The sequence below is a fragment of the Streptomyces sp. WMMC1477 genome, from assembly GCF_027460245.1.
GTDB lineage: Bacteria > Actinomycetota > Actinomycetes > Streptomycetales > Streptomycetaceae > Streptomyces.
In genome coordinates this window covers 65,588-78,711 of sequence record NZ_JAPZBD010000003.1, presented here as the reverse complement: position 1 = coordinate 78,711, position 13,124 = coordinate 65,588, and the positions used below count along the sequence as shown (strand labels likewise).

General features: G+C 73.8%; 8 protein-coding genes. 5 read left to right on the top strand and 3 right to left on the bottom strand.

The genetic code is table 11. The features are described from left to right. Positions 1–47: 47 nt before the first annotated feature. Together O7609_RS00775 and qcrB are read left to right on the top strand one after the other, a co-directional pair. On the top strand, positions 48–1,064 hold the full coding sequence (locus O7609_RS00775; RefSeq protein WP_269732978.1) for an SDR family oxidoreductase: 1,017 nt from the start codon (positions 48–50) through the stop codon (positions 1,062–1,064). A 109-nt stretch (positions 1,065–1,173) separates the two neighbouring features. Then, the gene (gene qcrB / locus O7609_RS00770; RefSeq protein ID WP_443071978.1) at positions 1,174–2,832 is read left to right on the top strand and encodes a cytochrome bc1 complex cytochrome b subunit; all 1,659 of its coding nucleotides are present in this window, start codon (positions 1,174–1,176) and stop codon (positions 2,830–2,832) included. A gap of 7 nt (positions 2,833–2,839) precedes the next feature. On the opposite strand, the gene ctaF is transcribed toward qcrB, so the two are convergent. Then, complete coding sequence (gene ctaF / locus O7609_RS00765) at positions 2,840–3,226, bottom strand: aa3-type cytochrome oxidase subunit IV (protein WP_269732977.1); 387 nt, start codon at positions 3,224–3,226, stop codon at positions 2,840–2,842. Beyond that, complete coding sequence (ctaD, locus tag O7609_RS00760; RefSeq protein WP_269732976.1) at positions 3,223–4,932, bottom strand: aa3-type cytochrome oxidase subunit I; 1,710 nt, start codon at positions 4,930–4,932, stop codon at positions 3,223–3,225. Before ctaD ends, ctaF begins: the two co-directional genes overlap by 4 nt. Before the next feature lie 308 nt (positions 4,933–5,240). Between ctaD and O7609_RS00755 the strand changes: the two genes are divergently transcribed. Genes O7609_RS00755 through O7609_RS00745 form a run of 3 tightly spaced genes read left to right on the top strand, consistent with a single transcriptional unit; the run spans position 5,241 to position 11,920 of the window. Then, positions 5,241–7,043 (top strand): thiamine pyrophosphate-requiring protein, encoded by a 1,803-nt coding sequence (locus tag O7609_RS00755; RefSeq protein ID WP_269742916.1) that lies wholly within the window; start codon positions 5,241–5,243, stop codon positions 7,041–7,043. Beyond that, entirely contained in the window at positions 7,036–8,829 is a 1,794-nt protein-coding gene (locus tag O7609_RS00750; RefSeq protein WP_269732974.1) for a glycoside hydrolase family 15 protein, read from the top strand. The genes O7609_RS00755 and O7609_RS00750 overlap by 8 nt, the downstream gene beginning before the upstream one ends. Before the next feature lie 37 nt (positions 8,830–8,866). After that, entirely contained in the window at positions 8,867–11,920 is a 3,054-nt protein-coding gene (locus O7609_RS00745; protein ID WP_269742915.1) for an FAD-binding and (Fe-S)-binding domain-containing protein, read from the top strand. A 23-nt stretch (positions 11,921–11,943) separates the two neighbouring features. Here the strand turns inward: O7609_RS00745 and O7609_RS00740 are convergent, their stop codons facing one another. Beyond that, positions 11,944–12,996 carry a glucose 1-dehydrogenase gene (locus O7609_RS00740; RefSeq protein WP_269742914.1) on the bottom strand — a complete coding sequence of 351 codons (1,053 nt, stop codon included), beginning with the start codon at positions 12,994–12,996 and terminating at the stop codon, positions 11,944–11,946. Between the last annotated feature and the right edge of the window lie 128 nt (positions 12,997–13,124).

Below are 13,124 nucleotides of genomic sequence, written 5' to 3'. Positions count from 1 at the left end.
GGGCGCCGCGGACCCCGGCGGACGCGCCGGGAAGGGAAGGTCGGGCCGTGCGGAGCAGAGAGCAGGTCGTCGTCGTGACGGGGGCCAGCGCCGGATTGGGCCGCGCCGCAGCGCGGGCGTTCGGCGCGCGGGGCGCGAAGGTGGCACTCCTGGCCCGGGGCACCCGCGGCCTTCAGGGAGCGCTGCGGGAGATCGAGGCCGCCGGCGGAACGGCGCTGCCGATCCCGGTGGACGTCAGCGACCACGGAGCGCTGGCGGCGGCGGCCCGGCGCGTCGAGGCGGAGCTCGGGCCCATCGACGTCTGGGTGAACTGCGCCTTCGTCGGAGTCCTCGCCCCGGTCACCGAGATCCGCCCCGAGGAGTTCCGCCGGGTCACGGAGGTCACCTACCTCGGCTACGTCCACGGTACCCAGGTGGCGCTGGAGCACATGCGGGCCCGGGGGAAAGGCACCATCGTTCAGGTCGGTTCCGCGCTGTCCTACCGCGGGCTGCCGCTGCAGTCGGCGTACTGCGCGGCCAAGCACGCGGTGCAGGGCTTCACCGAGTCGCTGCGCTGCGAACTGCTGCACGAGCGCAGCCCGGTGCGCGTCACGATGGTGCATCCGCCCGCCGTGAACACCCCGCAGTTCGACTGGGTGCTCTCCCGGCTGCCCCGCAGGCCCCGGCCCGTGCCGCCCGTCTACGAGCCCGAGACCGTGGCCCGAAGCATCGTCCACGCCGCCGCCCGGCCGCGCCGCCGCCAGTACTGGGTGGGCGGCTCCACGGTCGGGACTCTCCTCGCGAACCGGATCGCCCCCGGTCTCCTCGACCGCTACCTGGCCCGCACCGGCTACGCGTCCCAGCAGACCGACGAGCCCGCCGACCCGGCCGCCCCGGCCAACCTCTGGGACCCGGCCGACGGTCCCGGCGGGCGGGACCACGGCACCCGGGGCCGCTTCAGCGGGACGGCCCACGGGCGCAGCGCCCAGGCCCCTCTCTCCCGCCACCACGGCACCACCGCCGCTGCCGCCCTCGCCGGGGCGGTGCTCACGGGCGTGGCCGTACGCCGCCTGACCCGCCGCTAGCCCGTCCGTGCCGGGGGAGGGGGCAGCGAGGTGACGGCACGTTTCACGCATCCGCGCCGGGACAACCGGGACCCACGTCCGCCATCCGTCCCGGAGGGAGCAGGAACGCGTGTTGCCGTCCCGCAGGACAGCCGGCGTCGGCCGAGGGGCCCGGCAGGCGGGCCTGCGCACGTTCGACGCCCTCGACGCGCGGCTGCCCGTCGCCGAGGTCGGCAAGGGGACGCTGCGCAAGGCCTTTCCCAGCCACTGGTCCTTCCTCCTGGGCGAGATGGCGCTCTACAGCTTCGTCGTCCTGCTGCTGACGGGCGTGTTCCTCACGTTCTTCTTCGAGCCCGCCCACGGACAGGTCGTCTACGAGGGCTCGTACGAGCCCCTGCGCGGCGTGCTGATGTCCGAGGCGTACGCGTCGACGCTCGACATCAGCTTCGACGTCCGCGGCGGGCTGCTGATCCGCCAGATCCACCACTGGGCCGCGCTGCTGTTCATCGCGGCCATCACCGTCCACCTGCTGCGGGTCTTCTTCACCGGGGCCTTCCGCAAACCCCGTGAGCTGAACTGGGTCGTCGGCGTCACGCTGTTCATGCTGGCGATGGTGGAGGGCTTCTGCGGCTACTCGCTGCCCGACGACCTGCTCTCCGGAACCGGCCTGCGCATCACCCAGGGCATCATGCTCTCCATCCCCGTCGTCGGCACGTACGTCAGCTTCCTGGTCTTCGGCGGCGAGTACCCCGGCGAGCTCGTCATCCCCCGGCTCTACGTGACGCACGTCCTGCTCGTGCCGGGTCTGCTGCTCGCGCTGGTCACGCTGCACATCCTGCTGGTCTTCCACCTCAGGCACACCCAGTGGGCCAGGCGGGGGCACACCAACCGCAACGTCGTCGGCGACCCGATGATCCCGGTGTTCGCCGCCAAGTCGGGCGGGCTGTTCCTCACCGTGTTCGGGGTGCTCGCCGTCCTCGGCGCCGTGGCCCAGATCAACCCCGTGTGGGCCTACGGGCCCTACCGGGCCGACCAGGTCTCCACCTTCTCCCAACCGGACTGGTACGTCGGATTCCTGGAGGGCTCGCTGCGGCTGATGCCGGGCTGGGAGATCACCCTGTGGGGCCACACCCTCATGCTCAACGTGCTGGTACCGGCCGTCCTGCTGCCCGGCGCGCTGTTCACCGTCCTCTACCTCTACCCGTTCTTCGAGCGGTGGCTCACCGGGGACCGCGGTGAGCACCACCTGTGCGACAGGCCGCGCAACCGCCCCACCCGCACCGGACTCGGCGTCGCCGGCACGACGTTCTACGCCGTGCTGCTCATGGCGGGCGGTCAGGACCTGATCGCCTACCTCTTCGACCTCTCCGTCGAACGGGTCGTGTGGACCTTCCGGGTGGCCGTGCTGCTGGGCCCCGTCCTCGCGTTCCTCGTCACCCAGCGCGTCTGCCTCGCCCTCCAGGGGAGGGACCGCGACCGGCTGTCGGAGGGGGAGGAGACCGGCCAGGTGGCCCAGTCGGTGGCCGGCGGCTTCGGCGCCGGGCACAGCCCCGTGTCCGCCGAGGAGCGCTACCGGCTCCTCGTGCGGGACATGCCGCTGCCCCTGGAGGCTCCTGAGGCGACGGAGGAGGAGCCGGGAGCCCGCGGACGACGGCTTGGCCGGCTGCGCCTCGCCCTGAGCCGCTGGTACTACGGCAAGCGGGTGGATCTGCCGGTGACGGCCGCCGAGCGGGACGAGATCGCCGTGCGCACCGCCCCGCCCGAGCGCGCGGGACGCACCGGGCGCTGATCCGTGCTCAGCCGCCCCGGGCGTACTGGAAGACGAAGCCGAACACCCCGCCGGCGAGCACCGCGAGGCCGATCAGGAACAGCCACAGCCCGAACACGACCCCCAGCCCCAGCAGTGCCAGACCTACGGCGGTGACGACCGGCGCCGTGCTGTGCGCGGGGAAGAAGTCCAGCGGGCCGGCCCGCTCGGCGATCTCACCGTCGCCGCGGTCCTCCGGGCGGCGCCCCAGCCGCAGGTACTGGACCCACAGGAAGAGCGCGACGAGAGCCGCCATCAGAGCGCAGACGACCAGGACCGCCCCGCCGGCGGGATCGTCCCCGTAGGCCAGGTAGGGGACGGACACCGCCGCGAAGAACCCCGTTACCCCGGTGAAGTACAGCGCCTCGGCCTTCACGCGCGCCCCAGCTCACGGGCGCGCTCCTGCTCGTACAGGGTGATCTGGGGATGGTGCAGGGCGAAGGCCGGGTCGTTGGAGCGGATGCGGGGCAGCGAGACGAAGTTGTGCCGCGGCGGGGGACAGGACGTCGCCCACTCGAGCGATCTGCCGAAACCCCACGGGTCGTTCTCCCGCACCCGGGTCCCGTACCGGCTGGTGTGCCACACGTTGTAGAGGAACACCAGCGTGGAGACGCCCAGCAGGAACGCGCCCGTCGTCGAGACGGCGTTGAGCGCCGTGAACCCGTCGGCCTCCAGGTAGTCCGCGTACCGCCGCGGCATCCCGCCCTCGCCCAGCCAGTGCTGGACCAGGAAGGTGACCTGGAAACCGACCAGCGTGAGCCAGAAGTGCACCCTGCCGATCCGTTCGTCGAGCATGCGCCCGGTGAACTTCGGCCACCAGAAGTAGAAGCCCCCGAACATCGCGAACACCACGGTGCCGAAGAGCACGTAGTGCAGATGGGCGACGACGAAGTAGCTGTCCGTCAGGTGGAAGTCCAGGGGCGGCGAGGCCACCAGCACCCCCGTCAGCCCGCCGAGGAGGAAGGTGATGAGAAAGCCCACGGCCCAGAGCATCGGCGTCTCGAAGCTGAGCGAGCCGCGCCACATCGTGCCGATCCAGTTGAAGAACTTCACCCCCGTCGGAACGGCGATGAGGAACGACATCAGCGAGAAGAAGGGCAGCAGCACCGCGCCCGTGGCGAACATGTGATGGGCCCACACCACGGCCGAGAGCATGGTGATCGTGATGGTCGCCCCGACGAGGCCGAGATAGCCGAAGACGGGCTTGCGGCTGAACACGGGGATGATCTCGGTGATGATGCCGAAGAACGGCAGGGCCACGATGTAGACCTCGGGGTGGCCGAAGAACCAGAACAGGTGCTGCCACAGGATCGCCCCGCCGTTCGCCGGATCGAAGATGTGGGAGCCGAACGTGCGGTCCGAGGCGAGCGCGAGCAGAGCCGCCGTGAGGACCGGGAACGCCAGCAGTGCCAGGATCGAGGTGAAGAGCACGTTCCAGGTGAACAGCGGCATCCGGAACATGGTCATGCCCGGCGCCCGCAGGCAGATGATCGTCGTGATGAAGTTGACCGACCCGAGGATCGTGCTCGTCCCCGCCACCACCAGGCCCATCGTCCACAGGTCCGCGCCGACGCCGGGGGAGAAGGCCGCGCCGTTCAGCGGGGCGTAGGCGAACCAGCCGAACGAGGCCGCCCCGCCCGGGGTGAGGAAGCCGGAGACGACGGTGAGCCCCCCGAAGAGGAACACCCAGTACGTGAAGGCGTTGAGCCGGGGGAAGGCCACGTCGGGCGCGCCGATCTGAAGCGGCATCACGGCGTTGGCGAAACCGGCGAACATCGGTGTCGCGAACAGCAGCATCATGATCGTGCCGTGGATCGTGACCCACTGGTTGTACTGGTCGGGGGTGGCGATATGGAGCCCGGGCGCCGCCAGCTCCGTGCGCATGAGCAGGGCGAGGAGCCCGCCCGCCAGGAAGAAGCCGAACGCGGTCACCATGTACAGGTTGCCGATGACCTTGTGATCCGTGGTCCGCAGCCATCCGACCACCAGGGGGCCGATCCGCCGCGGCCGATCGTCCCCGCCGTCGGCCTCGGGGCTCCCGGGCCCCGGGCCCACGGGAGCCGCTCGATTCTGCTGGGCCATCACCACACTCCTCGCAGCGCCCACCGGGTCGCGACCGGCCGGGCGGTGCGGGGCTCACCGGCCCGGCGCTGCTTCAAACCTTCGTCCACCCGAGGCCGCGGGACCCGCTTCGACACACCGGGCGAGAGGGCGTCCGCAACCGTGTACGCAGCGGCGCGGCCTGGGCACGGCGCGGGCCGGGACCTCGCCCGCACCCGTTTACCGGTGGCCGTACCGGTAACCCGAAGCGCCATCCGCCCGAAGCCGCGGGCGGGCCGGGACGGGCCGGCGAGACAGGCCGAGAAGGGCCCGAGAAGGGGAGTACCGCCGTGAACCTGGTCGCCGACTACGTACTGCAACGCCTGAAGGCCTGGGGCACCCACCGCGTCTACGGATACCCCGGAGACGGCATCAACGGCCTCCTGGGAGCCTTCGACCGCGCGAAGGGCGACCCCGAGTTCATCCAGGCGCGGCACGAGGAGATGGCCGCCTTCATGGCCTGCGGCCACGCCAAGTTCACCGGGGAGGCCGGCTGCTGCGTGGCCACGTCGGGGCCGGGCGCGATCCACCTGCTCAACGGGCTCTACGACGCCAAACTCGACCACCAGCCCGTGGTCGCCGTCGTGGGCCAGCAGAAGCGGCTCTGCCTGGGCTCGCACTACCAGCAGGAGATCGCGCTGGAGAACCTCTTCGCCGACGTCTCCGAGTTCTGCCAGATGGTCACGCATCCGGCCCAGGCGCGGCACGTCATCGACCGCGCCTACAAGACGGCGCTCACCCGCAGCGGCGTGGCCACCGTCATCGTTCCGGAGGACGTCCAGGAGGAGCGGGCCGAGCCGTCCCCGCCCAAGACCCACGGCTCGGTCTACTCGAGTGTCGGCTGGAGCCGCCCGCGCATGCTCCCCGACGAGCAGGAGCTGCGCCGGGCCGCGGGCGTGCTCAACGAGGGGGAGAAGGTCGCCATGCTCATCGGGCAGGGAGCGGCCGAGGCCGAGGCCGAGGTCAAGGAGGTCGCCGAACTGCTCGGAGCCGGAGTCGCGAAGGCGCTGCTCGGCCGCGAGGTCCTCCCCGACGCGCTGCCCTACGTCACCGGCCCGATCGGGCTGCTCGGCTCCAAGGCCAGCGACGAGATGATGCGCCACTGCGACACGCTGCTCATGGTCGGCACCAGCTTCCCCTACGCCGAGTGGCTGCCCGACGAGGGCCAGGCCCGCGGCGTCGAGATCGACATCGACGGCCGCATGATCGGCATGCGCTACCCGATGGACGCCCACCTCGTCGGTGACGCCAGGGAGACCCTGCGCGCCCTCGTCCCGCTGCTGCGGCGCAAGGAGGACCGCGGCTGGCGCGAGCGGATCGAGAAGGACGTCCGGGAGTGGCACCGCGTCTGCGAACGCCGGGCGGAGCAGCACTTCGGCGGCACCATCAACCCGCAGGCGGTGGCCAGCGAGCTGTCCTCCCGGCTGCCCGACGGCGCCATCGTCACCGCCGACTCGGGCTCCGGCACCAACTGGTGGGCCCGCCACCTCCAGCTCCGCGAGGGCATGCGGGCGTCCCTCTCCGGCACCCTCGCCACCATGGGGCCCGCCGTGCCCTACGCCATCGCCGCCCGGTTCGCCTACCCGGACCGCCCCGTGGTCGCCTTCATCGGCGACGGCGCGTTCCAGATGAACGGCATGAACGAGATGATCACCGTCAAGCGCTACCTCGACCGGCTGCGCGGCGGCCCGCCGCTCGTCTTCTGCGTGCTCAACAACCAGGACCTCAACCAGGTCACCTGGGAGCAGCGGGCGATGGGCGGCGACCCCAAGTACCCCGGCTCGCAGGACATCCCCGACGTGCCGTACGCCGCCTACGCCGAACTGCTCGGGCTCGGGGGCATCCGCTGCGTGGAGCCCAAGCGGGTCGGCGCGGCCTGGGACGCGGCGCTGCGCAGCCCCGTCCCCGTCGTCCTGGAGTTCACGGTGGACGCCGAGATCGCGCCGATCCCCCCGCACATCATGCTCGACCAGGGCAAGAAGGCCGCCAGGGCCATGGTCCACGACCCCGGGAACACCGGCATCGCCGTCCGGGGCGTGCGGCAGAAGCTCACCGAGTTCGCCGGGAAGCTCCCGGGCCGCGGCCATGGGTGACAGCGCCGGGCCGGGCCGTGCGCCGCCGGAGAGCACCGGCCGTCCCGGACCGCCGTCCCCGGTGCCCTGGGCGCTGCGGGAGTACGCCCTCCTCGCCGACGGCGAACGCGGAGCCCTCGTCGACCCGCACGGCGCCGTGGCGTGGATGTGCGCCCCCCGCTGGCACGACGACGCCGTCTTCTCCGCCCTCGTCGGCGGCGCCGGGGACTTCACCGTCTGCCCCGACGACCCCTGGCACGTGGGGGACGGCCGCTACGAGGACGGCACCCTCATCCGGGTGAGCCGGTGGACGCTCAGCGAGGGGATCACCGAGTGCCGCGACGCGCTCGCCCTGCCCGCCGACACCACCCGTGCGGTGCTGCTCCGCCGGGTCCGTGCCGTGCGGGGCCCGGCGGTCACCCGGGTCCGCCTGCGCGTGCGCGCCGGGTTCGGCACCCACCGCACCACCGGTCTCCACCGCGCGGACGGTGTCTGGCACGCCCGCAGCGGCCCCCTCCACCTGCGGCTTGACGGCCTCGCCCACGCCGCCCCGGACCCCGAGGACGGCACCCTCACCGCGCTGCTCTCCGTCCCCGACGGCGGCACCCACGACCTCGTCCTGGAACTGGCCGAACGGCCCCGGGAGGGGCCGCTCGACCCCGAGTACCTGTGGCGGCGCACCGAGGCGGCGTGGGCCGAGGCCGTCCCCGGCTGCCACGCCCTGCCGGCCGCTGGCGACGTACGCCAGGCCTACGCCGTGCTCACCGGGCTGACCAGCCGCTCCGGCGGCATGGTGGCGGCCGCCACCACCTCGCTGCCCGAACGGGCGGCCGCGGGACGCGACTACGACTACCGCTACGCATGGCTCCGTGACCAGTGCTTCGCGGGCACCGCCGTCGCCACCCACGGCCCGCACCGCCTCACGGACACCGCCGTCCGCTTCGTCACCGCGCGCCTCACCGAGGACGGCCCCGCGCTGCGCCCCGCCTACCGGGTGGACGGCGGAGCCGTCCCCCCGGAGCGCCCGCTCGGACTGCCCGGGTACCCCGGTGGCAGCGACCGCGTCGGCAACCGGGCCGGCCACCAGTTCCAGCTCGACGTCTTCGGTGAGGCCCTGACCCTGCTGGCCGCCGCGGCCCGCGCCGGACGAGCCGACGCCGACACCGTCCGCGCCGCGGGCATCGCCGCCCGCGCCGTGGAGGAGAACTGGCGGCGCCCCGACGCGGGCCTGTGGGAGATCGAGCCCGACCGGTGGACGCACTCGCGGCTCGCCGCCGTCACCGGGCTGCGCGCGGCCGCGAAGGCCCTGCCCGGCCCCGCGGCCGACCGCTGGACCAGCCTCGCCGAAGCCATCGGGCGGGAGACCGAGCGCACCTGCCGCCACCCCACCGGCCGATGGCAGCGCTCCCCGACGGACCCGGGCCCGGACGGCGCCCTCCTGCGCCCCCTCGCCCTCGACCCCCGCCTGGCGGCCGACCCCGGCCTGCCCGCCACCCGGGAGGCCGTCGAACGCGAACTCTCCGACCAGGGCTACGTCTACCGCTTCCGCCACGGCGACGACCCGCTCGGCCGGCACGAGGGGGCCTTCCTCCTGTGCGGCCACTTCATGACCGCCGCCTGCCTCGCCGAGGGGCGCACGGCCGCCGCCGGGCGGTGGTTCGAACGCACCCGCTCCGCGTGCGGTTCTCCGGGGCTGTACGCCGAGGAGTACGACGTCGCCCAGCGGCAGCTGCGCGGCAACCTGCCCCAGGCCTTCGTCCACGCCCTGCTCCTGGAGAACGCGGTGCGGCTCGCGGACGCCGCCTGACCCGCCCTCACCCGCCTCGACACGGAAGGAGCCCGCCATGGCAGCCGACGAGCTTCCGGACCCGGTGACCGGCGTGGACCGCTCCCGCCCCGCCCTCCGGGCCCTCGAACGCGAGCTCCGCCGGGCGGTCCACGGGGAGGTCCGCTTCGACGACGGCAGCCGGGCGGTCTACGCCACGGACGCCTCGAACTACCGTCAGCTCCCGCTCGGCGTCGTCCTGCCCCGCTCCCCGGAGGCCGCCGAGGCCGCCGTCGCGGTGTGCCGCCGGCACGACGCGCCCGTCCTCTCCCGCGGCGGCGGCACGAGCCTGGCGGGCCAGTGCTGCAACGAGGGCGTCGTCCTGGACTGGAGCAAGTACGGCCACCGACTGGAGTCCGTGGACACCGAGGCCCGCACCTGCGTCGTCCAGCCGGGCATCGTCCTGGACGAACTCAACCGGCGGCTCGCGCCGCACGGCCTCCAGTACGGGCCCCGCCCGGCGACCCACCCGAACTGCACGCTCGGCGGCATGATCGGCAACAACTCCTGCGGCTCCACCGCCCAGGCCTACGGCAAGGTCGCCGACAACATCCGCCGCCTGGAGGTCCTCACCTACGGCGGCACCCGGCTGTGGGTGGGCCGGACGGACGCCGACGAGCTCGCCCGCCGGTGCGCCGCACCCGGCGCCGAGGGAGAGCTGTTCCGCTCCCTTCTCGCCCTGCGCGACCGCTACCTGGAACAGCTCCGCACCGGATTCCCCGACATCCCCCGCCGCGTCTCCGGCTACAACCTGGACGCGCTGCTGCCCGAGCGCGGCTTCGACGTCGCCGCCCTGCTCGTCGGCTCCGAGTCCACCCTGGCCACCGTGCTGCGCGCGGAGCTCGACCTCGTTCCCGTCCCCGCCGCCTCGGCCCTGGTCGTCCTCGGCTACCCGGACGTCACCGCCGCCGCGGACCACGTCCCCGCCGTCCTCGAGCACCGTCCGCACGCCCTGGAGGGCGTCGACCACCGGCTCGTCGCCTTCGAACGGGCCCAGGGCGCCAACCGCGAGGGCATCGACGCGCTGCCCGACGGACGCGCCTTCCTACTGGTCGAGTTCGCCGCCGACAGCAGGGAGGAGGCCGACGCCCGGGCTCGCGAGCTGATCCGGTCCGCCCCCGGGACCACCGCGACCGCCCGCTACGACGACCCCGGCCTCGCGGCGAGGCTGTGGGCCGTCCGGGAGGCCGGACTCGGCGCCACCGCCCACCCCCCGGGCCTGCCCGAGTCCTACCCCGGCTGGGAGGACTCGGCCGTCCCACCCCACCGGCTCGGCGCGTACCTGCGCGACCTGCTCGGCCTGATCGACGCGTTCGGCTACCTGCGACCGTCCCTCTACGGCCACTTCGGCCAGGGCTGCGTGCACTGCCGCATGCCCTTCGACGTCACCACCGCCGACGGCGTCGCGACGATGCGCCGCTTCGTGGAGAGCGCCGCCGACCTGGTGTCCTCCTACGGCGGGTCCCTGTCCGGGGAGCACGGCGACGGACAGGCCCGCGGCGAACTGCTGGAGCGGATGTTCGGGCCCGAGCTGATGGAGGCGTTCGCCCGGCTCAAGGCCGTCTTCGACCCACGCGACCGCATGAACCCCGGCAAGGTCGTCGCCGCCCGCCGGCTGGACCGGGACCTGCGGCTCGGCCCCGGCTTCCGCCCCCGGGAGCCGGACACGGCCTTCGCCTACCCCGAGGACTCCGGCTCCTTCGCCCGGGCCACGCAGCGCTGCGTCGGCATCGGCAGGTGCCGCTCCCTGGAGGACGGCGTGATGTGCCCGAGCTACCGGGTCACCCGCGAGGAGGAACACTCCACCCGCGGCCGCGCCCGGCTGCTGTTCGAGATGGTGTCCGGGCAGGGCCCCGTCGACGACGGCTGGCGTTCCACCGAGGTGCGCGACGCCCTCGACCTGTGCCTGGCCTGCAAGGGCTGCAAGACCGACTGCCCCGTCAACGTCGACATGGCGACCTACAAGGCGGAATTCCTCCACCACCACTACGCCGGACGGCTCCGCCCGGCCGCCCACTACTCGCTCGGCTGGCTGCCCCTTCTCGCCCGGGCGGCCGGGCGCGTCCCACGCCTCACCAACACCCTGACCCAGGCCCCCGGCCTCGGCCGCCTCGCCAAGTCCGCCGCCGGAGTGGCCCCCGAGCGGACCCTGCCCCTCTTCGCCGCCCAGCGCTTCACCGACTGGTGGCGCGCCCGCGGCGGCCCCCGGGGCGGCGGCTCCCGCGGCCCGGTCCTCCTGTGGCCCGACACCTTCACCAACACCTTCCAGCCCGCCGTCGGCCGGGCCGCCGTGGAGGTGCTGGAAGCGGCCGGATTCCACGTCAAGGTCCCCACCCGGCCCGTGTGCTGCGGGCTCACCTGGATGACCACCGGGCAACTCGGCATCGCCCGGCGTGTCCTGCGCCACACCGTCGCGACACTGCGCGACGACCTCCGCGGCGGCATCCCCGTCGTCGGGCTCGAACCCAGTTGCACCGCCGTCTTCCGCTCTGACGCCCCCGACCTCCTGCCCGAGGACGCGGACGTCCGGAGGCTGCGGGAACGCACCACGACCTTCGCCGAACTCCTCGGCCGGCGGGCCCCCGACTGGCAGCCCCCCACCGTCCTCGCCGAGGCCGTCGTGCAGCGCCACTGCCACCAGTACGCCATCACCGGCTTCGACGCGGACGAACGGCTCATGCGGCGCACCGGGCTCACGGCGGACGTCCTGGACGCCGGGTGCTGCGGGCTGGCCGGGAACTTCGGCTTCGAGCGCGGGCACTACGAGCTCTCCCAGGACTGCGCGGAGTACGCGCTCTTCCCGGCGCTGCGCGCGCTCGACGCCGGGACACTCGTCCTGGCCGACGGCTTCAGCTGCCGCACCCAGATCGAGCAGTCCGACACCGGCCGCACCCCGCTCCACCTCGCGGAGGTCCTCGCCGCCGGACTGCGCGCCGACCCGGCCCCGCACGCCGACCGCCCCCGGCCGCCGTCGCGCGCCGCGACCCGCTCCGCCCTCGCCGCGACCACCGCGGTGACGGCCGCCGGAGCCACGGCCGCGGCCCGGCGGCTCAGGCACCACGGGGAGCGGTGACCGTGCCCAGGCCCACCACCGGGCTAACTCCGCAGCTCCAGCACCGTCTTCACGCCCCCGCCGTCGGCCTCGAAGGCCTCCGCGAACCCGCTGAGCGGCACCCGGCGGGTCACCATCCGGTCCAGCCAGGACGCGTCCGCGGCGGCCAGGGCGCGCGCCGCCGCGGTGAAGTGGCCACGGTTCGCGTTCACCGACCCCACCACCACGGAGTTCTCCAGCACCAGCTCCCGGTTGATGGCGCCGGCGTCCACCCGCAGGGTGCGCCCCGAGGGGGACACGCCCGTCAGGCACAGCACGCCGTACGCCCTCAGGCCCAGCATGGCCGCGAACGCGACTCCGGGCGAGCCCGTCGCCTCGATCACCACCTCCGGGCGCACCCGGCGCAGCACCTCCTCCGCGTCCCCGGTGTGGAACTCCCCGCCCAGCAGCCGCACCAGCTCCGGTTTGGGCCCGCGCTCCACCCGGTCCAGCACGTGCACCTCCAGGCCGCGCTGCCGGCCGAGCAGGGCTGCCAGCAGCCCGATGGGCCCGGCACCCGTGACGAGGACCGAGCGCGGCTCGAACCACGCCCGCCCCCCGGTCCGCTCGATCTGCTCCCACGCCTTCGCGACGATCGTGGTGGGCTCCATCAGCGCCCCCACGCGCTCAAGGGACGCATCCACCCGCACGGCGTAGCCGGTCTCCACCGTCCACAGCGTCGCGGCGTAACCGTCGCGCTCCTTGATGCCCCGTTCGGTGTAGCGGCCGTTGCGGCACATGTCGTACTGGCCGCGGGCACACGCCCCGCACGGCACGGGGTCGGGACGACGCACGATCCCGGCCACCAGATCGCCCTCGGCGAAGCCGCTGCCCGACGGTGCCCGCACCACCCGCCCCAGCGACTCGTGCCCGACGACCAGCCGCTCCCGGTCCGGCGGCGCCCACCCGTAGGACCCGGACGCGATCTCCCGGTCGGTGCCGCACACCCCGACCGCCAGGCCCTCGACCAGAAGGTCGTCCGGGCCCGGGGACGGGTCCGGCAGGGTCTCCACCCGCAGCGAGTCCCGCCGCCGCGGTGTGACGGTCACAGCCTGCATCGGTCTCTCCAGCGGGGCGCGGCGTCCGGACGTCGGCCCGGCGGCCGCGGACCGCGGCGTCGCCGGGCGCTGCTGACGGTTCCCGCGGATCCGGTGTCCCTAACGCCCCTGCCCGCCGCCGATCGGGC